Origin of the sequence: Microcoleus vaginatus PCC 9802 (assembly GCA_022701275.1) — a bacterium.
GTDB lineage: Bacteria > Cyanobacteriota > Cyanobacteriia > Cyanobacteriales > Microcoleaceae > Microcoleus > Microcoleus vaginatus_A.
Window position 1 is genome coordinate 3,628,371 of record CP031740.1, and the last position, 24,027, is coordinate 3,652,397.

General features: G+C 46.7%; 24 protein-coding genes and 1 pseudogene. 13 read left to right on the top strand and 12 right to left on the bottom strand.

Annotated features, from left to right (window positions below):
* Window positions 1–21 precede the first annotated feature (21 nt).
* Complete coding sequence (locus D0A34_14635; GenBank protein UNU19951.1) at window positions 22–390, top strand: phage holin family protein; 369 nt, start codon at window positions 22–24, stop codon at window positions 388–390.
* Window positions 391–394: 4 nt separating this feature from the next.
* On the opposite strand, the gene D0A34_14640 is transcribed toward D0A34_14635, so the two are convergent.
* The gene (locus tag D0A34_14640; protein ID UNU19952.1) at window positions 395–1,186 is read right to left on the bottom strand and encodes a cobalamin biosynthesis protein CbiG; all 792 of its coding nucleotides are present in this window, start codon (window positions 1,184–1,186) and stop codon (window positions 395–397) included.
* Window positions 1,187–1,306: 120 nt separating this feature from the next.
* Here D0A34_14640 and D0A34_14645 point away from each other — a divergent pair, with 120 nt between their 5' ends.
* Window positions 1,307–1,669, top strand: coding sequence for a hypothetical protein (locus tag D0A34_14645; GenBank protein UNU19953.1), 363 nt, complete (start codon window positions 1,307–1,309; stop codon window positions 1,667–1,669).
* 50 nt (window positions 1,670–1,719) lie between these two features.
* Here D0A34_14645 and D0A34_14650 read toward each other — a convergent pair.
* Window positions 1,720–1,962, bottom strand: a pseudogene (locus tag D0A34_14650) (TetR/AcrR family transcriptional regulator).
* Between the two features lie 75 nt (window positions 1,963–2,037).
* On the opposite strand from D0A34_14650, the gene D0A34_14655 reads away from it, so the two are divergent.
* Window positions 2,038–2,400, top strand: coding sequence for a hypothetical protein (locus tag D0A34_14655; GenBank protein UNU19954.1), 363 nt, complete (start codon window positions 2,038–2,040; stop codon window positions 2,398–2,400).
* 110 nt (window positions 2,401–2,510) lie between these two features.
* Here the strand turns inward: D0A34_14655 and D0A34_14660 are convergent, their stop codons facing one another.
* Window positions 2,511–3,128: a TetR/AcrR family transcriptional regulator gene (locus tag D0A34_14660; protein ID UNU19955.1), complete on the bottom strand. Its 618-nt coding sequence runs from the start codon at window positions 3,126–3,128 to the stop codon at window positions 2,511–2,513.
* Window positions 3,129–3,410: 282 nt separating this feature from the next.
* Between D0A34_14660 and D0A34_14665 the strand changes: the two genes are divergently transcribed.
* Both D0A34_14665 and D0A34_14670 read left to right on the top strand, forming a co-directional pair.
* The gene (locus D0A34_14665; protein ID UNU19956.1) at window positions 3,411–5,006 is read left to right on the top strand and encodes an insulinase family protein; all 1,596 of its coding nucleotides are present in this window, start codon (window positions 3,411–3,413) and stop codon (window positions 5,004–5,006) included.
* 323 nt (window positions 5,007–5,329) lie between these two features.
* Window positions 5,330–6,811 (top strand): insulinase family protein, encoded by a 1,482-nt coding sequence (locus D0A34_14670; protein ID UNU19957.1) that lies wholly within the window; start codon window positions 5,330–5,332, stop codon window positions 6,809–6,811.
* 81 nt (window positions 6,812–6,892) lie between these two features.
* Here the strand turns inward: D0A34_14670 and D0A34_14675 are convergent, their stop codons facing one another.
* From D0A34_14675 to D0A34_14685, 3 genes are all read right to left on the bottom strand, one after another.
* A complete protein-coding gene (locus D0A34_14675; protein UNU19958.1) occupies window positions 6,893–8,284 on the bottom strand; it encodes an asparagine--tRNA ligase in 1,392 nt (463 codons plus the stop codon).
* A 131-nt stretch (window positions 8,285–8,415) separates the two neighbouring features.
* Window positions 8,416–8,781, bottom strand: coding sequence for a DUF2203 domain-containing protein (locus D0A34_14680; protein UNU19959.1), 366 nt, complete (start codon window positions 8,779–8,781; stop codon window positions 8,416–8,418).
* A gap of 41 nt (window positions 8,782–8,822) precedes the next feature.
* Window positions 8,823–9,008, bottom strand: a complete 186-nt coding sequence (locus D0A34_14685) for a hypothetical protein (protein UNU19960.1) — start codon at window positions 9,006–9,008, stop codon at window positions 8,823–8,825.
* A 2-nt stretch (window positions 9,009–9,010) separates the two neighbouring features.
* Here D0A34_14685 and D0A34_14690 point away from each other — a divergent pair, with 2 nt between their 5' ends.
* The gene (locus tag D0A34_14690) at window positions 9,011–9,286 is read left to right on the top strand and encodes a hypothetical protein (protein ID UNU19961.1); all 276 of its coding nucleotides are present in this window, start codon (window positions 9,011–9,013) and stop codon (window positions 9,284–9,286) included.
* 245 nt (window positions 9,287–9,531) lie between these two features.
* Here D0A34_14690 and D0A34_14695 read toward each other — a convergent pair whose 3' ends face one another.
* Both D0A34_14695 and D0A34_14700 read right to left on the bottom strand, forming a co-directional pair.
* Window positions 9,532–10,020, bottom strand: a complete 489-nt coding sequence (locus D0A34_14695; protein ID UNU19962.1) for an anti-sigma regulatory factor — start codon at window positions 10,018–10,020, stop codon at window positions 9,532–9,534.
* Between the two features lie 101 nt (window positions 10,021–10,121).
* Complete coding sequence (locus D0A34_14700; GenBank protein UNU19963.1) at window positions 10,122–10,331, bottom strand: hypothetical protein; 210 nt, start codon at window positions 10,329–10,331, stop codon at window positions 10,122–10,124.
* A gap of 140 nt (window positions 10,332–10,471) precedes the next feature.
* Between D0A34_14700 and D0A34_14705 the strand changes: the two genes are divergently transcribed.
* The 3 genes from D0A34_14705 to D0A34_14715 all read left to right on the top strand — a co-directional run bounded on the left by D0A34_14705 (window position 10,472) and on the right by D0A34_14715 (window position 12,741).
* Entirely contained in the window at window positions 10,472–10,666 is a 195-nt protein-coding gene (locus tag D0A34_14705; protein UNU19964.1) for a hypothetical protein, read from the top strand.
* Between the two features lie 51 nt (window positions 10,667–10,717).
* Complete coding sequence (locus tag D0A34_14710; GenBank protein ID UNU19965.1) at window positions 10,718–11,611, top strand: alpha/beta hydrolase; 894 nt, start codon at window positions 10,718–10,720, stop codon at window positions 11,609–11,611.
* 143 nt (window positions 11,612–11,754) lie between these two features.
* On the top strand, window positions 11,755–12,741 hold the full coding sequence (locus D0A34_14715) for an aldo/keto reductase (protein UNU19966.1): 987 nt from the start codon (window positions 11,755–11,757) through the stop codon (window positions 12,739–12,741).
* A gap of 482 nt (window positions 12,742–13,223) precedes the next feature.
* Here D0A34_14715 and D0A34_14720 read toward each other — a convergent pair whose 3' ends face one another.
* On the bottom strand, window positions 13,224–14,852 hold the full coding sequence (locus D0A34_14720; protein ID UNU22302.1) for a transglutaminase: 1,629 nt from the start codon (window positions 14,850–14,852) through the stop codon (window positions 13,224–13,226).
* 486 nt (window positions 14,853–15,338) lie between these two features.
* Here D0A34_14720 and D0A34_14725 point away from each other — a divergent pair, with 486 nt between their 5' ends.
* Both D0A34_14725 and D0A34_14730 read left to right on the top strand, forming a co-directional pair.
* Window positions 15,339–16,205: a DUF928 domain-containing protein gene (locus D0A34_14725; GenBank protein ID UNU19967.1), complete on the top strand. Its 867-nt coding sequence runs from the start codon at window positions 15,339–15,341 to the stop codon at window positions 16,203–16,205.
* 307 nt (window positions 16,206–16,512) lie between these two features.
* Window positions 16,513–18,633: a ShlB/FhaC/HecB family hemolysin secretion/activation protein gene (locus D0A34_14730; GenBank protein UNU19968.1), complete on the top strand. Its 2,121-nt coding sequence runs from the start codon at window positions 16,513–16,515 to the stop codon at window positions 18,631–18,633.
* 67 nt (window positions 18,634–18,700) lie between these two features.
* Here the strand turns inward: D0A34_14730 and D0A34_14735 are convergent, their stop codons facing one another.
* Together D0A34_14735 and D0A34_14740 are read right to left on the bottom strand one after the other, a co-directional pair.
* Window positions 18,701–19,099 (bottom strand): hypothetical protein, encoded by a 399-nt coding sequence (locus D0A34_14735; GenBank protein ID UNU19969.1) that lies wholly within the window; start codon window positions 19,097–19,099, stop codon window positions 18,701–18,703.
* Window positions 19,100–19,358: 259 nt separating this feature from the next.
* Complete coding sequence (locus D0A34_14740; protein ID UNU19970.1) at window positions 19,359–19,874, bottom strand: HNH endonuclease; 516 nt, start codon at window positions 19,872–19,874, stop codon at window positions 19,359–19,361.
* A 567-nt stretch (window positions 19,875–20,441) separates the two neighbouring features.
* Here D0A34_14740 and D0A34_14745 point away from each other — a divergent pair.
* Complete coding sequence (locus D0A34_14745) at window positions 20,442–20,777, top strand: hypothetical protein (protein UNU19971.1); 336 nt, start codon at window positions 20,442–20,444, stop codon at window positions 20,775–20,777.
* Between the two features lie 506 nt (window positions 20,778–21,283).
* Window positions 21,284–22,615 carry a D-alanyl-D-alanine carboxypeptidase gene (locus D0A34_14750; GenBank protein UNU22303.1) on the top strand — a complete coding sequence of 444 codons (1,332 nt, stop codon included), beginning with the start codon at window positions 21,284–21,286 and terminating at the stop codon, window positions 22,613–22,615.
* Between the two features lie 141 nt (window positions 22,616–22,756).
* Here the strand turns inward: D0A34_14750 and D0A34_14755 are convergent, their stop codons facing one another.
* A complete protein-coding gene (locus tag D0A34_14755; GenBank protein ID UNU19972.1) occupies window positions 22,757–23,887 on the bottom strand; it encodes a DUF1460 domain-containing protein in 1,131 nt (376 codons plus the stop codon).
* Between the last annotated feature and the right edge of the window lie 140 nt (window positions 23,888–24,027).

The following is a 24,027-nucleotide window of genomic DNA, read 5'->3' on the forward strand; positions in this document are numbered from 1 at the left end:
GATGGAGCTGAAAAAAAAGATATGCTAAGTTTTTTCTTAACTTGGATAGTAGCAGCGGTTTCGCTAATCATTACCGCTAACATTGTACCAGGTATGGCGGTGGTTAGCTTTCCGGCGGCGATGCTGGCTGCTGTTGTTATCGGATTGGTGAACGCGGTTGTCAAACCGATTATTACATTGCTGACGCTGCCTTTGACCATTATTACTTTAGGTTTGTTTTTGTTTGTTGTGAATGCAATTTCGCTTTCCCTGGCTTCGTCGTTAGCGGGTGCGTTCAATATCGGCTTTGCGGTTAACGGTTTTTGGCCGGCTGTGTGTGGTTCCATTGTGTTGTCATTTGTTTCTGGGGTCATCGGTCGATTTGTTAATGCCGATACTTTGTCTCAGTAATAAATTATCCCAGATACTCGATCGGGCAAACTGCAACCGCTACTGTTACCCCAGAACCCGCCCTAGCCCCTCCTTGTGAAAGGGGGGGATTTTTGGTGCGAAATATTTGTTTAGGAACTAAGAGGGGATTTGAACCGCACATAAACGCAAATGGACGCTGATGATTGATTGATATCTGCGTATATTCGCCTTCATCTGCGGTTAAATTTTCTTCTCTAACTGCACAAAGTGCAGCAGCTTCTGCTACGCTGGGCGTCCCGACTGCTTTTGCTGCAATATTTGAAGGGTTGGGGACTTCTACGGAACTTAAAATGTCCGCCGCAAAGGTTTTTAACGGCCAATTTCGCTCTTGACAAAGTTCTAACAAGCCCACTTCACCTGCTTTAGTGTCTATTGTAGCAATACCTGCGATCGCACTTTCGGCTAAATGATAAGCACGGCATACTTGTTTAATCGCTGTTTCGATTAATTCTCGCCCTGTTCCGCGTTCGCAACCTATCCCTATCCACAACACTCTCGGATGCCACTGAACCTTTGGCAAAGCAGATTCCGGCGAAAATCTTCTCTGGGTGAAACTAATCCAAATTCTGGCTTTGATAGTTGATAAAATTTCCCCCTCCCAACACAAAGAATGTTTTTCTGGCAGACTGTTTTGCCACAAAGTAGAACCCACTTCTTGAATTACTTCGACAGTTTCTCCTCTAGCCATAGCCGCCGCCACTCCAGTCCAGTCACCTTCGCCCCGCCTCCAACCGCTGGGAATGTCTAGTATATCTAAAGTAAATTCATCGCTCATTATTCAGTTATCTCTTCTGTAGTTTCACTGCGACCGTAATCTTCAAAAAAAATTAACACTCTGTTTAGTGAAAATTTTGGTATAATTGTAGCACCCACTACAAAAAATCAAACATTTAAGATGGTAGAACTAAATAAGTTACTGTTAGAGTTTGAAAGCAACCTCAAATCGGAAGGAGTCACAAAAGAATGGAAAGAGCGCCGGCCAAGTTGGGTTAGCGATGTGGCAGCATCAGTTAACTTGACATATCTAGCAGAATTGCTAGTTGAATTGGAATCAAAGTTGCAGGGAGAATCGGTTGATATTCAGTGGTCTGAGCGTCGCAACCGTTGGGTAGAAGAATGTCTGGGAGCATCTATTGTTCAAGAAGTCTCAAGTTTATTGCTGGAACTAGAAACCAATACTAATTCGGAAGCTATGGCTGATGAATGGCCACACAATCGCGAGAATTGGGTACAGCAAATGCACAAGTTTAACGAGTAGTTTCCAGGAGTCAGAGCCTGCAAATATGCGTTGCCAGGCTCTAAAATTTCCTAATGACTAATCACTAATTCTTCATCTTTCAGCAAAACCCCATTCAGAAAAATATCAGCGAGTCCTTCAGCCATTTCGTGCATTTGTGGCCGAGAAGCATTCGGCTCCATAATCGTATTTTGACTGAAGCACGCGACTGCAAACATTCCCCAAAATACCTGAGCGACAATCTTCGGATTCATCTTTAGATAAACTTGTTTTTCCATCGCAGTTTTCCAAAAAACCTCAGCCACATCGCTCATTATAAAAAACGAACAGTCTCAATCAATAAAATTTGTACAAAAATAGCACAAACTGCAAACAAGACAAAATTTAATATGGTAGAACTAAACCAATTACTGTTAGAGTTTGAATCCCACCTAAACGGGGACGCAGTGACGGAAGAATGGAAAGAACCTCGCCACTATTGGATGAGGGAGGTGTCAGCAGCTATTGACGAAAAACACCTGGCAAAATTGCTAGTTGAATTAGAATCAAATTTTCAGCGTGAAGCGGTACAAAGTTACTGGAAAATGATCCGGGAAAGTTGGGTAGAAGAATGTCATATAGCATCGACGCTTGAAGAAGTATCAAGTCTCTTGCTGGAACTTGAAAGCAATACAACTTGGGAAGTAATGACGGATGAATGGCAGCAAAATCGTGAGAGTTGGGTGCAACAAATGTACGAGTTTATAGAGTAACTGGTGATTGGTGATTGTGATTGTGATTGGTTGGTGGTTATTGGTTATAATAACCAATAACGCACAAATAACAACCAACAAATGACTAATGACCAATGACTAATGACTAATTATTCATCCTTGACTAAAACCCCATTCAGAAAAATATCTGCGAGGCCTTCGGCCATTTCCTGCATTTGCTGCGGTGAAGCATTCGGCTCCATAATCGTATTTTGACTGAAACCTGCAACTGCAAACATTCCCAAAAATACCTGAGCGACAATCTTCGGATTCATCTTCCGATAAACTCCTTTTTCCATCGCCGTTTCAAAAAAAGCCTCAGCCACATCGCTCATTTTTCCGATGACTTCCAACTGAATTCTGTCGCGCAAATCCGGGTGAAATTGCGCCTCCAAAAAACACACCCGCATCATGTCGCTATTCTCGCGGATATTCAGCATCCGTCGCCGCATCACCTGAGCCACTGCTTTGTAACTGCCCATCTCGCTCAATTCGGTCAGCAAATCCGTCAGCAACTCCACCCATCCTTCCGTCGCCACCTCAATCAAAATCGCTTTTTTATTATCAAAATGCCGAAATAGCGTACCCTCTGCCACCCCCGACGCCGCGGCTAAATCGCGAGTTGTCGTGCCGTCGTATCCGCTGCGGGCAAACAAGCGCTGAGCGGCTTGTAAAATCCGCTTCTTGGTTTCTGTTTCAGAAGGAGGAGACTGATTAAAAATTCGCATGGCTTTGCAATCGGTAATTGGCGACTTGGATCTACGGGCTCGGGACTGAAGGGCTAAATAATGTTAAGTTTTAAGTTGTGCGCGACTTTAATCCCCAACTTAAAACTCCTGGCCGGGCCCCAGACCCTTTGTGAGATTTGCTGTATCAGCCTAACATCTGCAGCGCAACAGATCGCTTATGCTTCCAAAAATCTTTATCCTGAGAAAAGAATCCCTGGCCACCGAGTACAAACATTTTTTTGTTTGACACTCCAAAATCTAAAATCTAAAATCTAAAATCGAATGACCCCGCAGTTCCAAAAACCCCGTGAAGCGAAGCTATCCCGTAGGGAATCGCCCGATCGCCAAACTCGATTCATAGCCTCCCTGCTGGCCGCTGTACTGCTGTGGTGGGGACTTTCCCCCGAAATCGCCCTCGCCCGCTCCAACCCGGCTAGCGGCTCCCAAGCAGTCTCTGTTCAACCATCACTCGATCGAGTAATCAGCCAAGTCAGCGAATTTAAGCTCGACAACGGCATGAAATTCATCGTACTCGAAAGGCCCAGAGCGCCCGTAGCATCGTTTCTGATTCACGCCGATGTGGGTGGAGCAAACGAACCCGACGGTCAAACAGGTGTCGCTCACTATCTCGAACATTTAGCCTTCAAAGGCACGCCAAAAATCGGCACTACCGACTACCAAGCCGAAAAGCCGCTGCTAGAAAAACAAGACCAACTTTTCGAGCAAATGCAAGCAGCCAAGGCCAGGGGCAAAACTGAAGAAGTCGCCCAATTAAAAGCAGAATTTGACAAAGTTGAAGCCGAAGCTTCGCAATTTGTCAAGCGCAATGAACTCGGCAAAATAGTGGAACAAGCAGGCGGAGTCGGACTAAATGCCGCTACTTCCGCCGACGCCACAATGTATTTTTACAGCCTTCCAGCTAATAAGTTAGAAATGTGGATGTCGCTGGAATCCGAGCGATTTCTAGAACCAGTATTTCGGGAATTTTACAAAGAAAAACAGGTAATTTTAGAAGAGCGCAGGCTGCGAACCGAGAATTCTCCGATCGGACAAATGGTTGAAGTTTTTGCCAACAAAGCTTTCTCTGCTCATCCCTACCGCCGCCCCGTAATTGGCTACACTGAAGACATTAAAAACCTCAGCCGCAGCGACGTGCAGAAGTTTTTCGAGACTCACTACGTCCCCAGCAAGCTGACTGTGGCGGTGGTAGGAGACGTGAAAGCTTCGGAGGTGAAGCGACTCGCTCAAATTTATTTCGGCCGTTACAAGGCGAAACCAGCCCCTCCAGAATTGCAGATTGTCGAACCTTCCCAAACGCAAACTCAGGAAGTCACGCTGCAATTAAAAACTCAACCTTGGTATTTGGAAGGATACCACAAACCGGCGATGAATCATCCCGACAATGCGATTTATGAAATGATTGGTTCTTTGCTCAGCGATGGCCGCACTTCTCGACTTTACAAATCTTTGGTAGAACAGCAGCAATTGGCGCTGGTGGCTCAAGGTTCCAGCGGTTATCCAGGGGAAAAGTATCCGAATTTGATGTTATTTTACGCTCAAACTGCTCCGGGCCGCACGGTTGATGAAGTAGCCTCCGCTTTGAGCAAGGAAATCGAGCGCCTGAAAACAGAGCCGGTTTCTGCTTTGGAATTGGAGCGCGTGAAAACTCAGGCGAGAGCCGATTTATTGCGATCGCTCAATTCTAATATGGGCATGGCATTTGCGCTGGTGGACTATCAAGTGAAAACCGGTTCGTGGCAAAATTTGTTCAAGGAATTGGATGCGATCGCGGCTGTTACTCCCGCTGACATTCAGCGTGTCGCTCAGGCAACTTTCCGCCCGGAAAATCGTACTATTGGCAAGCTTTTGCCACTGTAAGAAGAAGGAAGAAGGAAGAGGGAAGAAGGAAGAAGGAAGAGGGAAGAGGGAAGAGGGAAGAAGGAAGAAGGAAGAAAGAAAACTCGTTTCCCGACTCTGCCCATTCCTGACAACTTAACGTAAAACCGATAGTCCGGCAGGAGTTGAAACAAGAGCCTCAAAGCTAAAGTCCTCTTGCATAGGACTAATGAGTTCTTCAGTCCTCCTCGCTGTGGACTTTAGCTATAAGCCCCGTGGAATTCATTCCCTGGCGGACCAGAGGCTTAAGTTGTCACCAATGAGCTCTGCCTCGCTATGTCACAATATAAAACTTAGGAGAAAGAATGAAAAGGACTAAATTGAGACTGAAAAAAGTAAAGTTATTTCTGCTATCGCTTTGCTTTTTTACTGTTTCACTTGGCACGTTTAATTTGTTACCTTCCTTTGCGGCGGCCCCCAAACACTACGACGAATTAACATTTCCCCCGCTGGCAGAGATTAAACTGCCTAAATACACTCGCTTCGAGCTGAAAAATGGCATCCGGGTGTATCTGATGGAAGACCGGGAACTCCCGTTAGTCGGGGGAACGGCGCTATTTCGCACGGGCGAGCGTTTTGAACCTGCCGATAAAATCGGACTGGGAGGTTTGACGGGAGAAGTGATGCGAACTGGCGGCACGAGTCGGCATACGGCTGATGAATTAAATCAGTTGCTAGAACAGCGCGCAGCTTCGGTAGAAACGGGGATTGATATTAGTTCCGGCAGCGCTAATTTTAGTGCTTTAGCTGAAGATGTGGAACCCGTGTTTGACTTATTTGCGGAAGTGATTCGGGAGCCAATATTTGCTCAGGAAAAGTTGGATTTAGCGAAGAACCAAACTCAAGGTGCGATCGCCCGCCGCAATGACGATCCTAACGGTATTACCGGTCGCGAGTTTCAAAAATTAATTTACGGCGAGCGCAGTCCTTACGCGCGCACGGTAGAATACAAAACCCTCGCCAATATTTCCCGCGACGATTTGGTGAGTTTCTACCAGAAATATTTCCATCCCAAGAATATGATTTTGGGTATTTCTGGCGATTTTGATACAGCTAAAATGCGATCGCTCGTCGAGCAAAAATTCGGCAACTGGCAACCGAGTCAAAGTGCACAAGTACCTGGGCTACCAACGGTATCGCCAGCAAATGGGGGCGGCATATTTTTGGTAAATCAGCCGCAATTAAGTCAAAGTTACGTGCAAATGGGACATTTGGGCGGAATGCTCAGCAGTCCAGATTACGGTGCTTTGGACGTGATGAATGGGGTTCTCAACGGTTTCGGTGGCCGTTTGTTTAATAACGTGCGATCGCGCCAAGGCTTAGCTTATTCAGTATACGCCGCTTGGAGTCCGAGGTTTGACTTTCCGGGGGTGTTTGTCGCAGGAGGCCAAACGCGATCGGATGCCACAGTACCGTTTATCCAAGCGATTCGGGCCGAGATCGATCGTATCCGCACCGAACCAATTACCCCGGCAGAATTAGCTTTTGCTAAAGATTCCACCCTAAATTCTTTCATCTTCAAATTTGAAAATCCCAGTCAAACTTTGTCGCGATTAATGCGCTACGAATACTACGGTTATCCCGAAGATTTCATTTTTCGCTACCGCCGCAGCATCGAAGCAGCAACAATTGCCGACGTGCAGCGCGTAGCCCAGACTTACTTGAAACCCGAGAATTTGGTAACATTAGTAGTGGGAAATACGGCGGCAATTCAACCGCCGTTATCGAGTTTGGGGACTTCGGTAAAAGTGCAATCTGTTGATATCACAATTCCCCCCGCGACTTAAATTTATTTGTGATTATGAGTCGCTGATCCGGGTAAGGACACGGCGTTGCCGTGTCCCTACCTTTTGCCGCACAATCGTCAACTAAAAATCAATACTCAAAGGTGCTCTCGGAAACGGAATCACATCCCGAATATTCCCCATTCCCGTCATAAACTGCACTAACCGCTCAAATCCCAGACCAAAGCCAGCGTGAGGCACAGTACCGTAGCGGCGCAAATCCAAATACCACCACAATTCCTCCTTATTCATACCCTGCGCTTCCATGCGCCGCTCCAACACATCCAGCCTTTCTTCCCGCTGCGAACCGCCGATTATTTCCCCAATATTAGGAGCCAAAACATCCATTGCTCGCACCGTTTTCTCGTCCTCATTTAAACGCATATAAAATGCTTTAATCCCGACCGGATAATCGCTGACAATTGTCGGCTTTTTAAACAAGTCCTCAGCCAAATAACGCTCGTGTTCCGACTGCAAATCTAAACCCCAACTTACGGGAAAATCAAACTTTTTGTCTGCCTTTTCCAAAAGTGCGATCGCCTCGGTATAAGTAATCCGCTCGAACTGATTATTAATGATATTTTCAGCAGTAGCCAAAACCGTCTTGTCAATGCGCTCATTGAAAAACTCCATATCTTCCGGGCAACGATCCAAAACGTATTTAAAAATGTACTTTAAAAACGCCTCAGCCAGATCCATATTTCCCTGCAACTCACAGAAAGCCATCTCCGGTTCAATCATCCAAAACTCAGCCAAATGTCGCGAAGTATTAGAATTTTCCGCTCGGAAAGTCGGCCCGAAAGTGTAAACATTTCCGAAAGCCAGCGCCATAACTTCCGCTTCCAACTGGCCACTAACTGTTAAATAGGCGCGCTTTCCAAAAAAGTCTTTAGCATAATCAATCTCTTGCGAATCAGTGCGCGGCACATTCTTTAAATCAAAGTTGGTAACGGCGAACATTTCCCCCGCCCCTTCGCAGTCGCTAGCAGCAATAATCGGAGTATGAACCCACAAAAAACCGCGTTCTTGAAAAAATTGGTGTACCGCCGCCGAACAAGCATTGCGAACTCGAAAGACAGCACCGTGGGTGTTGGTGCGCGGCCGCAAATGCGCGATTGTCCGCAAAAATTCAAAGGAATGCCGCTTTTTTTGCAGCGGATAAGTTTGCGGGTCTGCATCACCGTAAACTTGCACTTGTGAAGCTTTCAACTCAATTCGCTGCCCTTTTGCCGGAGATGCTACCAGCACTCCCGACACTTCTAGAGATGCACCTGTATTCAGTTGTTTCAGTACATTTTCAAAATCTGGCAAATCGGAATTTATGACTACTTGCAAGTTAGCCATCGCCGAACCATCGTTGACTTCGACAAAGGCAAATTCTTTCAATTCGCGTTTGGTACGAACCCAGCCTTGAACAGTTACAGTTTCGTCGGGTTCACCTGCGCGCAAAATTGCTGCTATTCGTTGATTTGTCATATCCACTCCTGTTTATTTAATATTTTGCACCATATTTCTCTCTTTTCTCTGACTCAGCGTTCTCTGTGGAACAGGCGTCCCGCCTGTGAATTTCTGCGGTTCATTAAAAAAATCATAAATCTCAACATAGTTCAACCTGCATAGGATTTCAAAATCCAACCGAGCAAAATACCGAGTCCCCCAAAGCGAACTGCTTGCCAAAAAGGTTGTTTTATGCTTCCCCAAGAAAACAGGCTGCTTTCTAAATTCAACTCGATAGTTTCCAATTCTTGCTCAATTTCCCGCAATTCTTTTTTGAGTTGTGGCAATGGATTTCGGCGTCCCGACTGGCGGATTTCTTCGCGCCGATGGCCGAGTTCGACTTGGCGCTGTCGATCGACCTGAATTTGAGTGTACCGTTCTTTGACTGCCGCGAGCGAGCGCTCCACTGCTGCGAGCGCTTGAACAAACTCGCTTTCTTGCTCTTCCGGATTTAACTCTGACGGCTGTTGAGGCATTTGGATCTGCAAACCTGACAATAAAAAAAACCGATTTCCAATTAAGTTGTTATTATATGCAGTATATTTTCTAAATTAACGAACTCTAGCCAAATAGACATAAGTATAGCAACTTTATCGGCATTGAAAACGTTTTTAATTGCTGAAACCATTGATTTTATCGCATTTTCCTTCTTCCTTCTTCCTTCTTCCTTCTTCCTTCTTCCTTCTTCCTTCTTCCTTACCACCTATGCTTGAAACTACACAAACAACCCAAACTGTCAACCTCAACGAGCTGAGCACGGTAGAACTAGCCCAAGCTCTAGCCGCGCGCCTCGCCATCCACGAAAAAGATTGGCACCGCCTCAAAGCCAACCGTTCCGCCCGGGCCTGCGAGCAAGCTGCGGCCGCTTTGGTCTTTTTGCTCAAAAAACAGCCAGAAGAAGCTCTCCCGCGCTTAAACCAAGCAGCAGGATGGCTCGATCGATCGATATCTGCTCCTCCCTGTCCCACCCACGGCAAATAATTTTGAGTTTTGAGTCTTGAGTTTTGGCTTGATTAGTCGCTCAAAAATTAGACAATCGCGCCACTCGAGCGAGCAGCGCGATTGTGAGTTCAAAAGATTTATACTTTTTTAACTCAAAACTCACATTTTGCATTATGATCAGCTATCAATAGCCAGAACGTTCAAATTCTCACTGCAAACTTCAGCCCGAGAACGAAAAATTTTCCAGGTCTAGCTGAGGTAAAAACTGCTGCCAAATAGCAGTTCTAGCGCAAGCGAGGCAGTCGGTAGCGACCGGTAAGTTCTTTGCACAGCCGTAACTCTGTACCTTGAGAATTCCACTCTACCCGATCGAATATTTGGTAAAGAATAAACAACCCCCTACCACATTCCTGTTCCACATGAGGTAGTCCAGAGTTATCTGCAACGTCATCTGCTAGGAGATTGTCGCAATCATCGGTATAAAGGTTACAACTGCAAGGGGCATTAAAGCCAGAACCTTCATCCGATATCACCCACCAATATTGGTTTTGGACGATCGAAAAACGGACTCCAACAGTTTTACCGGGGTCTAATTTGTTTCCATGCTTAGCAGCATTTACCAAAGCTTCTTGAAGCCCCAACCGCAATTCTGCTTGCCAGTAATCTGGCACCTCTGCTAGGAGCAGATCCAAAATAGGACAAAGGTATAGAGTAGAAGCGAAGCTAATCGTAATCCAATTGCGTCCGACGGGACGAGGTGAAATAGCAATCACTCAGAAAACTCCCTAACTTTCAGGTGGATAAAGTTCACACCCTGCATAGTTGGCTCCCTAGTATTCAAAATGCTAATTAATTGAGCGGCGCAGCTCTACTTCTATCTTAGAGTATCAAAGCAATTAAGAACAGCAAACAACGTCACAAAATATTCAGCGATTCTGAGAAACTTCTGCAGAGTTCCATCAGTAATTTTACTTATAACTTCTCCCAGCCACGAAATTTTTGATTTCAGCTTTTGCCAACTCGTAACGCTTAGGTTCGCTGCATCCCCCAAGCCGTCAACACCTCTTTCACAAACGATCCCCACGTTGAAAACCTCGGAAATAACTATAAAAAAGTCGATCCCTTAACGCTCGCCAATCAGGTTCGACCCTCGCCACCAAGCTTTGCATTGATCGCCCCAGAGCTATCTCTTACCGCCACACAGCACAATCATCATACCTAGGTGTGTTGCAGCCAAAACCCGATATATTTTCCCAAATGCGATCGGGCAAAATATCTCCCATTGCTGCGCCCCTCACAAAATCAATATTCGTTACAAAACTTATTAAGCCTGAGTGTGGCAGAGCGGCAGATCCCAATTCGCCGCCATTGACCAATCCTTTGCTGGCGAAACCCCGGCGCGTTGGTCAAAATTTATAAATCTGAGCGTCGCGATACAATAGTTAAAGTAAATAATTATTTCTTTACATCATGCAAACAACCCCAGCCATCACCACAGCCCCCATAGCCGGCACTTACTGGCAGTGGCGGGGGCATTCAGTATACTACGTTCGATCCAGCGATCGGCATCCAGAACGCCCTCCCCTGCTGTTAATTCACGGTTTTGGAGCCTCCACAGACCACTGGCGAAAAAATATCAGCGGCCTGAGCAAAGACTTTGAAGTGTGGGCGATCGACCTGATCGGATTTGGGCGATCGGCAAAACCCGAATTGCAGTACAGCGGCGACCTGTGGCGCGACCAACTCCACGACTTTATTACCAACATCATCGGCCGACCCGCCGTACTAGCCGGCAACTCCCTCGGAGGCTACGCCGCCTTGTGTGTAGCAGCCCAGCGCCCCGAATCAGCAGCCGGACTGATATTAATCAACAGCGCCGGCCCCTTCAGCGAACCGCAGCCCGCACCCGAAGCCCCGCCCTTGCAAAAAGCCATATCTGGGGTAGCTAAAACTTTATTTCAGCAAGATTGGGCAAGTTTTCTGCTGTTCCAGTACGTGCGCCAGCGATCGACAATTCGGAAAACCCTAGAAAAAGTATATCTCGACCAAAGCGCCGTTACAGACCAATTAGTAGAAGAAATATACCTTCCCTCCTGCGATCCCGGTGCCCCCAAAGTATTCGCTTCCGTATTCCGAACACCCCAAGGCGAAAAAATTGACGTATTACTTAGTCAATTAACCTGCCCGTTGCTAATGCTTTGGGGAGAAGGCGATCCGTGGATGAATTCCACAGAAAGAAGCGCCAAATTTCGCAAATACTATCCGCAGTTGACAGAACACTTTATCAAAGCGGGGCACTGTCCCCACGACGAAGTACCAGAACAGATCAACGAACTGATTCGCGCATGGATAATTGACCAATAGTCGATCGGCACATAAATAATTTTCCCCCGGCTATCTCCTCCCTCGGAGAGGGGGGAAATTATCCGATTTGGGGTAAAAATCTATGTATTGTGCCAACACAAACGCGGTTAATTTCTCTCACATATTCTGAGGAGACGGAAACAATGACCCGCAAAAAGACTCGCCGCAATTTTATATTGAGCAGTATAGCTGTTGCCAGCAGCATTGCAGGCGCTAAGGCGATCGAACAGCAGGATCGGGAAATCGCAGCCGCACCCAATAACAAGGCGGCCGCCACAGTAAAAATGCCAGAACGACTGTTAGGCAACACCGGGGTGAAAGTGCCGATTTTCGGTTTGGGGGGGGCCGGACAAACACCACTGTCGCAGCCGGGAAGAGAAGCAGAAGCAGCGGTGCAAATTGAACGCGCGATCGAACTAGGCATTCGCTATTTTGACACGGCGGCCGAGTACGGGCCCAGCGAAGAAAACTTAGGCAAAGTTTTGCCACCATATCGATCGCGCCTCTTCTTAGCCACAAAAACCTCCGCCAGAGACAGAGACGGCGCGTGGAGAGACTTAGAGCGATCGCTCAAAAGATTGAAAACCGATCGACTAGACTTGTGGCAACTCCACCACGTCTCATTCCCAGCCGAATTAGACCAAATTTTCAGTGCCAAAGGAGCAATAAAGGCGATCGAAGAAGCCAAACAGCAAAAAATAATTCGTTTTTCCGGCATCACCGGACACCACGAACCAGCCATTATTGCCGCAGGCTTGGAGCGCTATCCTTTCGACACAACATTAATCTCCCTCAACGCCGCCGAAAAACATCACCCGCGCTCCTTTGTTACCAGCGCTTTACCAGTTGCCCAAGCCAAAAACATCGGCGTCATAGCCATGAAAATACCTGCTTACGGCAAATTATTTCAGAACGGTGTTTTAGATGGAATGCACCAAGCAATGGGCTATACGCTTTCACTTCCCGGCGTGCACTGCTGCGTCATCGCCGCCGACTCAGTAAAGCAATTAGAAGAAAACTTTAAAGTCGCCCAAGCATTCAAACCCCTGAACAAAACAGAAATGGCAGCACTTGAAAAACGCACCGCCGCCGCTTGGCAAGAAAATACATTTTTCCGACAGTGGACTTAAACTCCCAAATCCAAAATCGCCTTTTTCCTCTGTGTTTATTGTGGCGCGCGCGGGACGCCCGTGAGTCATAGTTTTGTATGAAGACTCAAGTCCTCACTACAAAATTCTAACGGTTATTTTTACTGAACTTGATATCATCTGCGGTGAAAATATTTCAAATCACAAAACAAGGCGAGCCAACCAGGTCGCCTTGTTATATAGCATAAAAAAGGCGATTTGTCAACAGCAAACCGCTACTTTTTTTTCCGTTTAGCCTTATCTAACCGCCTGCGATCGCGCCACTCAACAGAAGTCAAATAAGCGACCCCGCCAGTCACCGTCAGCAGCAGTACAAAGGCCACTAAAACAAGAATATTAGCAATCGAAAATTCCACAACCCCTCTTCCTCTGATTTTACATTTTCAACTTTCGATTTTAGATGAAAAATGTTAACAATTAACAGTTGAATGTTGACGGCTAACTGTTAATTGTTAACACTCGATTCAAACTGCTGGCAAATCTTCCAAAATTGTAAACCTCACATGATTAATTGCCAGAGTCCCCACGGAAACATCCTCCTTGTTCAAAGGAAGACCGCCGCTCGTGAGACTTTGAAACCGAATTCCCTTGCCAATTTCTACGTGATACCAAGCCAAACCCATAAAAAATCGCAAAGGATAAGGGCCTCTGTCTTGAATATCATCAGGATTAGATTCCATCGGCACCCAGCCAAAACCCGGAATGTAAAATTCCAGCCAAACGTGATTGAAATCTGGCTCCAGCGACACACCTTTTCTGTCAGCAAAAGGCGGACACTTGTAGCGCCCGATCGTGCGGCAAGCAATCCGGTTCAACCTTGCCAAAGCCAACAACAAGCCCACGTACTCGCCGCAAGAACCGATGCCCCGGCGTAATACAAGATCGGGAGTGTCAATGTGAGGCCTAATCCCGTAAGAAAGTTGGTCGTAAACAAAATTGCGAATGCTCAGTAACTGCCTCAGAATATTAGTTTCTGAGCCAATGGCAGCCACAGCAGCCGATCGCACAATCTCCGTATCCATCGCCAAATTGTCATTATCCACCAAATACTTAGCGGCAAACTCTGGGGACAGCTTCGGAACCTTTTCGACATCCCGAGGCGACAACTGATACTTAATCGATCGAACTTCTAACAAAGCCTTCCAGCCAAAAATTCGGCGTTCCCCAGGGTGCAGGCGATCGAACTTAAACACCGCCACACGTTCCCCTTCCTGAATTTCCTCAGTAAAAGGTATTCCGATAGGCGTAACACTCCTTACCTTTTGCCGATGAGTTTCCGAAGGCAAAGCAATCCGCCATTCCAAATTTTCGATTTCTACCTCATCGAGAGGAGACAGTTCCTCCACATAAGACATTTCCATCAAAAAACCGTTTGACAGAGCGTAGCGCTCGGCTTCATTGTAGTGAAAATACAAAGGCTGAATAAAAGTGCGATCGCGCTTCGTCACCTGAAAAGGATCTTCCGAATTCGGGTCATCCCGGATGTAAAGTTCATCCCCGGCATAAGCCACGTACAGAACCTCCTCCCCGGTTTCGGAATCCTTGTGAAAAGCCAAACCAGAAGGCGACTCAAAGGGAGTCAAAACGCTAAATTTAATCTCCCCAGTTCCCCGTTCCAAACAGTAAACAGTTTGCTCAGTTTTGTCGCAAACCCAAATTTCCTCATCCCGGACTGTGATATTTTCCGCCCCAATACCGGGAGCGTAAAACCGAGTAATTTCCCGACCTGTTTTTAGGTCAAAAACCAGAATAGATCCCAATCTTTGGCAAGTGACATAAAGCGTAGATTTCCAAACAGCAATCCCGTCAGCAGGATAAGGAAGGGAAACAAAATGTTCGGGTTTGAGTTCAGCGATCGCACCGTCCCGAATTGCGCCCCGACAGCAACAAATATCCTCATCCCGCGCAAACCAGAGAGTATCTTCCGAAATAGCCAGCCCGGTTGCGCCCGCAAACTTAGCCGTTTGATAAGGATTCAAAACAGTAGTGTTGTCACTTTCTTTATCGATCTCCAATAGCAGCCCTTCGGCGCGATCGACAGCGAACAACCTATTTCCTAAAAAAGCAATGCCGTGCAGTGCCAAGACTCCGATGGGTCTTACCATCCGCAGCCCCGAAGGCTGTTTGTCCGAGAGAACAGGTGAATCGAGATTCATGCTAAATTTCTTGCCGGTATTGTACAGAAAACCTGATATGTAACTTGTAGCCGATCGCTTGAGGTTCACCAGCAAAATTGCCGAGTTTCCTGATATCCAGGACTGACGCATCAACCTGGTGTTTTTACGAAAATAATTCGTTTTAGCCTCTTGTCTGAGTTAAAAAACCCGGAATATTAGCCTGGGTCAAAGTTGGGTTTAACAAACTCAACCCAACCTGCTGCCGTCAATGCAAGTAAGTATAACTACTAAGCTACCACTGAAAAACGCGACAGAGAATTCTATGTTGAACAGAACGACTAAACTAATCGTATCGGCCTAAAGATATAAATTAAGTACAACAGATTAGTAGATTCGCCAAAACCTTGGGTAGAATAAAACCGTGCGATAAAGTTCCTAGGTTCATCAAAAGGCAGGTTCGTCATGGCTTTGAAGTCTGCTCTAAATATCGGTGTTCTTTCCTTAATTCTGTCTTTAGAGGCAGTTGCCGCCGGTAGTTTTTTAATACCAGCAGAGGCTCTCAACAGCCGCGCAAACATTGTCCAGCGCCCCTCACGGCCGCAGCTACCCCTCAACTGGCAAACAGTTCAACCCCCTGAATCCAGCGGAAGCAGACCGAACATTCAGCCAACGGGAGCCACGTGGAATAGCTTTCAACCGCCGGAGGACGGAGTACCCGGAAGGCGTGAAGGGGGAGGAACCCGCGGCTTAGAATGCCCCACTGCCACAACTGCCTTAACTGCCTTGATTCCCCAATCAACTATGGGGCAAACCATATCAGCAAAACCAACATTTTTCTACTACCTTCCCGTACCCCTCGACAAAACAGTTCAGTTTGAGTTAGCAGACCAAAGAGACAAAACACTATACAAAAAAAGTTTTCGCATGGTAACTAGCCGTGCAGGTATCGTTAGCGTCAGCCTCGACTCCGACGACAACTCGCCAGCCCTGGAAGTTGGCAAAAACTATCAATGGTACTTTACTATCAAATGCAACCCAAAAAATACAACAGAGGATGTTCTCGTTTCCGGGTGGATCAACCGCACCGCACTCGCCCCAACCGTGAAAACAGAGTTGGATCGATCGCCCGCTCACACCAAGCTCAGCATCTTCGCGCAACAACGCCTCTGGTACGAGTACCTGGCAACTCTAGCTCAATTGCGTATAGAGTCTCCCAGCGATGCCAGTTTAGCGATCAAGTGGTCAGCAGTGTTGAACTCAGTCGAACTCGGCAAAATAGCCCAAGAACCCTTAGTCGCAAGTGAGTTAACACCTATCACAAGAAAATAATTCAACACCAGTTTCAAAAAAGAATGCAACGGTAGGCAAGCCCCAAACGGTGATAGCCATCAGTCATTACCCAATCTAAAATCTAAAATCTCAAACCTAAAACAGTATGACTGGTGCAGCAAGTACGAAAAACTCGGTTTCGAGCGCCGTATTTGGCAGCACCACAGATGATTCTTGCCTGTTCTGGGTTGTTTGGTCGATCGTCCTAAATAAATTAAAATTTGTGTACCGATCAGCAGTTTGGACTTCTGGCATCTTGAAAGGCGGACTGTGGAGATTTTGATGGTCAAATTTCGCCTAATACTAAATGATAAACTGGCATAGTCAAGCAGCCGACAAACTTATTTTAGAGAAATTATTAATTATGCGCCCGAATGCAAATATTGCACTATTTCGCTTGGGAATTTCACTTCTAACTGCGCTCCCGATGGCTTGCTTTTATGCCAATAAAGCTATATCCCAAACAAAGGATATATCTCAGTTGCCCGTCTCCGCTGACAACTCAGCAGATAGGGGCAATCAAGTATTAGCACTGCAAAAACTGGAAATCAAGCAGGATGAAACAGGAACCAACTTAAATCAGTTTCCCGATTCGATCGACACCAACCCTGAACCAGAAACACAATCGAACCCCGCCGAGAACAGGCAAGAGGCCTGTTCCACAATAGATGGAACTGCTTGTGGTGCGGGCATCTTGCCCGAACAAACACATCTGGTTGACAACGATCCCCAATGTCAGAACCAGCTACATTGCAATCATGTTTTAGCCCAGAACCAACCCTCGCTGCCTCCAAACCTGCCACCGCCGCCGACGGAACCAGATCCAAATCGCGATCGATTTCTGCAACAGGCCCCGCAGCCTTCCCCAGAACCTCCCCAAGTACCGCCCACAGTAGCGCCGCGGTCCCCGTCGCCAGTTCCCCCAACGCTGCCGAATACACCAATTGAGGTGCAGAAAATTCAAGTAGTTGGCAGCACAATTTTAAGCCAAGATGAAATTAATGCCTTAGTCAACCCCTTAGAAGGCCGTTCTACCACCCTAGAACAGCTCAAACAAATCGCCGACAAAATTACCGAAATTTACCTCAATCGTGGCTACATCACTTCCAGAGCAGTCTTGCCACCCCAAACTATCACCGCAGGGGTAGTCCAAATTCAAGTGATTGAAGGCAAGCTAGCTCGAATTGAGGTAGAAGGAACTAAAAGATTGAATCCAAGTTACATCCGCAGCCGGATTCGACTCGGTGCAGGAATGCCTTTAAGCACAGCTTCATTAGAAGACCAACTCCGGCTGCTGAGAGTCGATCCTTTATTTGACAATGTAGAAGCCAGTCTGCGGGCTGGGGATAATGAAGGCGAGAGCATTCTGATCGTCCGAGTCTCGGAAGCTAATCCATTTCAACCTACTTTCAGCATTGACAATTACTCGCCTCCCAGTGTCGGTTCCGAAAGATTGGGAGTTAGTTTGCGACACCGCAATATAACAGGAAATGGCGACGAACTGGCAGGGGCTTATTATCGATCCCTTGGGGATTCAGACGTGTTTGATTTCAGCTATCGCGTGCCGCTAAATGCGATGAACGGCACTTTGCAATTGAGGGCAGCGCCGAATCGCAACAGTATCGTACAAGCAGATTTTAAACGTTTTGACATTTCGGGAAAATCGCATTTATTTGAAGTTAGTTACCGCCAGCCGCTGCGGAGAACGCCGATCGAAGAATTTGCCTTGTCTGCCGGTTTTACTTATCAAACAGGTAGAACTTTTCTCGCTGGCGAACCGTTTCCTTTTGGCATCGGCCCGGACTCCAATGGTGTCACCACTACCAGCGCAATTAAGCTGGGACAGGACTACATTCGGCGCGACCCCCAGGGTGCTTGGGCCCTGCGATCGCAATTTACGATCGGCACTAGCTTGTTTGATGCTACTCAAAACGAAGGTTCTGATCCCGACGGACAATTTTTTAGTTGGCTGGGTCAAGTGCAGCGAGTACAGCGATTGAATGACAAACATTTATTAATTGTGCAGGCAGACTTACAGTTGTCAGCTAATAGTTTGTTGCCTTCCCAGCAATTTGTAATTGGCGGTGGACAATCTTTGCGCGGCTACCGCCAAAATGTCCGTTCTGGCGATAACGGCTTCAGAGTTTCCATCGAAGATCGGATTACTTTGCAGCGCGATGCTTCGGGAAATCCCAAACTTCAATTGGCTCCTTTTTTGGATGCGGGTACGGTGTGGAACGTTGCGAACAATCCTAATAAATTAACAAATCAGACATTTTTAGCAGGTTTGGGTTTGGGGGTAATCTGGGAACCGATACAGCGGGTGAACCTGCGCGTAGATTACGCTTTTCCTTTGGTGAGAATTAGTGATCGGGGCGACAATCTGCAAGATAAGGGCATTTACTTCAACATAATTTATACGCCATAAGGAGAGAGGGGGAAAGAGAGAAATCTTCCCTCTTCCCTCTTCCCTCTTCCTTGTTCAACATCCAATATTAATCGCCGACTTCCCCGACAACCTCCGCAGCAGCCTGAGTTTCGAGCCAGAGTTTGAGCAGCAATAGCTCGGCCCGATCGCCCAACACAGTCGCAAACACCCCATCAGCCCCCTCAGATGCGCCAGAAATCCACGTACCGCGCAGTGTCACTTCTACAAAGTCAGCATCAGCAACACAAAGCTCGATCGCATCGTTGTCGTCTCGGCGGGCCTCAGATTCTAACAGAGACAGCGCCGCCAAATTCGCGGGCAGCAAAAATGCCGCAGTGCTCGGTTCGACGCTGATGCTTTGACCAACTCGCATAGCCAGCACAACTCGCAGCGCCACTAACTGTTCGGGAGATTGAGCCAAACGCTCCAGGTTAAAGCCCGTTTCAGTGTAAGTCAACTTCAGCATATTGACAGCCCTAAATTTGGAATTGAAAGTTTAAAATTGAAAATCGGGAATTGGGAATTGGGCATTGGGCATCGGGCATTGGGCATCGGGGATCGGGAATTGGGGATTGAGCATCGGGCATTGGATAGGTCGGAATGAAAAGTTTGCTATCGCGACCTAAAATCCTTTTCAATTACAGGACTGAATTAGCTATTAACTATTAGCTATTACCAATTACCAATTACCAATTACCCATGCCCTATGCCCCATGCCCTATTCCCTATTCCCCTATTTGGTATTCGTGCCAAAACAGTTCGGCAAAAGCAACAGTGGGGTGTATGGGGGCCTTCGGCTTAGTTCGCAGAGACATTCCGGCTTCTATGGGAGTTCGATCGCCCTTACGAGAGTTGCACCGTTCGCAAGCAGTCACCACGTTGTCCCAAGTATGCGGGCCGCCCTTTGATCGAGGCATCACGTGATCCAGCGTCAAATGCCGATTGCTACCGCAGTATTGGCAAGAATGAGCGTCACGGCGCAGAACTTCCCGGCGATTGACCGGGGGCACTTTCCACAGGCGTTCCCTGTTACCAAAAGTCAAGCGGATTTGTTCGGGTACGTGGATGCTGGTGGTGGGCGATCGCACCACCCAGCCGTTGCCGATGCTAAAATCCAGAGGTTCAGCCTTGCCTGTTACCAACAGTACGATCGCCCGTTTGATGTTGACACGGCTCATCGGTAGGTAATTCTGAGAAAACACCACCACAGATTGCCTCAATACATCAGTTACTACGGTCACGGCTTGCTCCTCCTCATCAATTTTGGATTTTAGATTTTGGATTGTGAATTTTGAATTTTGGGTGCTTCATCAGCATTGGCTACATCTGGTTTTTTGCCAGTTCCCCAAGCGGATCGAATTTCTCAAATATCCAATCAAATGCCCCCGCTTCTCTTACTTAGAAGCGGGGGCTAGAAAAACTGCTAAAGGCAAATTTTCATCCTGTCTTGGTACAGTCGTTTAGCTGTACCTCCCGCTTCGCGTATCTCGATATGGCTGTGCCACTCGCAGACCGTCATGGTCTACCTCGTTGTAATTAATTTCTGCAATTTCTCCTAATCCACTATAACCGTGTTTATTTAGGCCCAAGCCCGCCCACGAGGTCGCTGCGACAGTCGCCAAACCCGTCCAAAAGACGTGCCGTAACGACTCGGAGCGACCCTTGGGGCGATCGCACTTCAGTTGATAGGTGGAGTAGGTGGGGAGAAATTTCACTGTAGGCAGAAGGTGGTTAAGAGGCTTTCAATCTAGCTGTAAACATACTACACTGATATTACACATATGTCCACCCGTCACGGAGAAAAAATTATGCATACCCTACCTAGAACCTCAACCACCGAAATGGAAGTCACCAGCATTCGACTCGAAAGAGAACTCAAAGAGAGACTTAAAGAGCTCGCGGGCAATCAAGGCTATCAAGCTTTGATTCGAGATTTGCTATGGAATTACGTGCAGCAGAAGTCTGGAGAGTATCGGCAGATGTTTTCTCGATCGGATATTCGAGCTAGCATTAATGCCACAGCACAGCAGGAGGAACGCTGCGCGCTTACAGGAGAGTTGATTCGACCGGGCGGGCCGATGTTATTAGGCCTGACGATGCACGGCGAAATGGTGCCGCTGAGTATAGGGAGTATGGCTGGATAAACCAGTTTATCGAAAATTTGTGAGAGCGATCGGCCTGGGGTGAAGGCCCCAGGCGCTGAAGATCATACTATTTTAGATTTTAGATTTTAGATTTTAGAATTGGCAATGACTTATAAGATAAGGGTTGGGAGCTTGCCTAGAGTTGCATTGCTTTTGGGAACTGGTATAACAATACTTCAAACATTTTTTGATTACCAACCGTAGAATAAGGGTTTCAAGGCTCCAAGGCAATCGAGCTCCCAACGAAAATTCAGGGTTTCAGATTACGAACTAAAAACAGTCCGGGCTATTGGTATAAAATCCCGCAGTATTTAAACAATATCTATTTAACCAACCACGAAGACGCGAACAGCGCGAAGAAAGATGGAGAAGAAGATAGCTACTGTTAGCGGTTCGCAATTCTGGTAACGCAGCTCCGGATGCTCCAAAACGCGCGGGCTAGTGCTAAAATTTCCATCGGGCGTGCCGAACAGACGATCGTACATTTGATGAAAAAAATTAAAGTAATGCTGAAAAACCGCTACTTGACTGCTGCGAGTTCGATCGCCCTTCTCACAATTATTGCCGGATGTGCAGCTACTGAATCACCTCAACTTGCATCTCCCTCTCCTGTAGCTGAATCTTCCCCGCCGCCAGTTAAACCAAGTCAGCCTCAGCCCTTAATAGTCTCTGCTACCAATCCTGAAACCCCCACAAATACCAAAATCCAGCAATATCTCAACGGGTTGGTAGCCCAAGGTTTTGCCAAAGAAAACCAAGGCGTCTGGATGCAATCTGGTAATACTTTGCTAGCCAATCATCAAGGTACCGTTCCTCTGTCAGCCGCTTCTATTACCAAAGTAGCAACATCTCTCGTAGCGCTGCAACAATACGGGCCGGAACATCAATTTATTACCTTAATTGGTACAACGGGAAAAATTGAAAACGGCGTCTTAAAAGGCGATTTAATTGTTGGCGGAAGCGAAGATCCGTTGTTTGTCTGGGAAGAGGCGATCGCCCTTGGTAACGCCTTAAACCAAAAAGGAATCAAGCGAGTCACTGGCAATTTGATAATTGTCGATAAGTTTTACATGAACTTTGAACTTGATCCCCTCAAATCGGGAGAATTGCTCAAACAAGGATTGAACAGTCAAATCTGGCCCAGCGAAGCCGCCGCCCAGTATCAAACCCTGCCTCCCAATACGCCAAAACCCCAAATAGCCATTGAGGGTACTGTACAAGTTTTGCCTGCATCTCCCAACGATGTGCAGCCTTTAGTCAAACATTATTCTTTGCCCCTTACCGAACTGATCAAAAAAATGAATCAGTACAGCAACAATCTCATGGCAGATATGCTAGCTGATACTGTCGGCGGCGCCAAAACAGTCGCGCAAAAAGCAGCAGCAGCAACCGGAGTTCCGCCCGCAGAAATTCAACTCGTCAACGGTTCGGGATTGAGCGAAGAAAATCTCATTTCTCCCCGGGCTGCTTGCGCGTTATTTATAGCTTTAGAACGCTATCTTGAACCTTACAGCATGACAGTTGCTGATGTCTTAACTGTTGTTGGGAAAGATGAAGGAATACTGGCAGAACGGGCGCTTCCCAAATTAGCAGTAGTCAAATCTGGCACGTTGGATAATGTTAGCGCTTTGGGGGGAGCGCTGCCCACTCAAAAACAAGAAACAGTGTGGTTTGTGATTATGAATCGCGGGGCAAATGTCGAGACATTTCGCACTCAGCAAGAGGTTTTGCTGAAAAGCTTTTTGAATGAGTGGGGAAGTGTTCAAGTTTCGCCGCGCGAATTAACGCCAAATCCTGCTAGAAGTAGTAAGGTATCTCGCAGCGAAATTGTTCAATAAGCTGTTGTGCATTTAAATTTTATATTCCAGGCGCCTCGCGTGCCCATCCCCCAACAGAGTGTGTAGGGTGTGTCAGCACAGAAATTTTAAATTTTGAGCTAAAATAATCCAAGCTGATACACCCTAGGAGTACAAACCAATTTAATTAGGGGTTTTCGCCCTAGCTACCACAATGCCGATCGCACTTTCGACTCTCCTAATATATCTGTGCAAGTCGTAAGCAACCGTCACCTCCCCAGCCGGCGAAGCGTGAATTAAACCCATATTGCCGTCAGCATTGCGATAGACTAAACCCGTGTGGGTGACATCCAATCCTTTAACATCCGTGGCTACCGCTACAATATCCCCTGGTTTTAACTGAGAATAAACACTTTTTATCCGATTTGTCGGGATGTAATTAACAGTAGTTTTGGCTAAGTCTGCTTCTTGGCTGACTATGCACTGATAAGTTGCTTCGTCTTTGACCATTTGCGGGTAACTGCTGCGGTGCTGGCTCATGAAATTTAGTGTTTTATTCATGGGAACTCCACCTAATTGAGCGGTGATATTTTCCACAGTTTGCCGTTTTTGATTGTCGTTAATCCAGTCGGAAAAATAGTGCAATCTGCTGCAATAACCGTTCATTTTACCGTTTAAGTACCGCTGTTCTTCTATGCGAGTGACAAAATTTTGATAGTCGTAATCTTGTACTGCTACGCCCCTGGCGATCGCCAAAACAGTTTCTACAAATAAAACGCAATCAAATTTATTCAAAGTTACGATCAACTTTTCTTCGCCGGATTCGTCCAGCAAACCAGCGGCGTAGGGCTTTCCTAGGAAATTATCGGCGATCGCCTGGACGATTTCTCCGATCGAGCGATCGTGCAAATTTTGTTGTTTTGCATACTGTACAACCTTTTCAAAACGTGCTATGTCTTCAGGTTGTGCAGCCGTTTCTCTCTCCGTATTATTTGAGTCTGATCGTCTCGCCAGCACCTTCAGCAATTCGGAATAGGAAATTTCCGCTAAATTGTTGAAGTCCCAAAATATACTCGGAAAACTGGAAACAGTTTGCTTGTTTGTTACTTCCAGATTTTCGCTTTCTCCCGTCAAGGAAAACGCTACATCCGCGCCCTGTCCTGCTGTTTGTGGCTCAACAACATATCCCGTAGCAGATTGAGACTGAAATGCCCAAACATCAGGTATCAAAGAATTATTCACGCCGACGATCGCAAATCCCAAAACAGCCAGACTCCAAAAATTTCTCATGTTTTTCAAAGGATTTTGCTTCAACTCAGTGCTATCCTGAAAATTTTACAATTACTAGAAGTCTCAATCAGCCTAGTAGACAGATAAAATTGGCAACAGCGGACTAGATCGATAGACTTGTCATTTAGATGCCGCCCTATTATAAACTGATCGTGCGAGTTTGA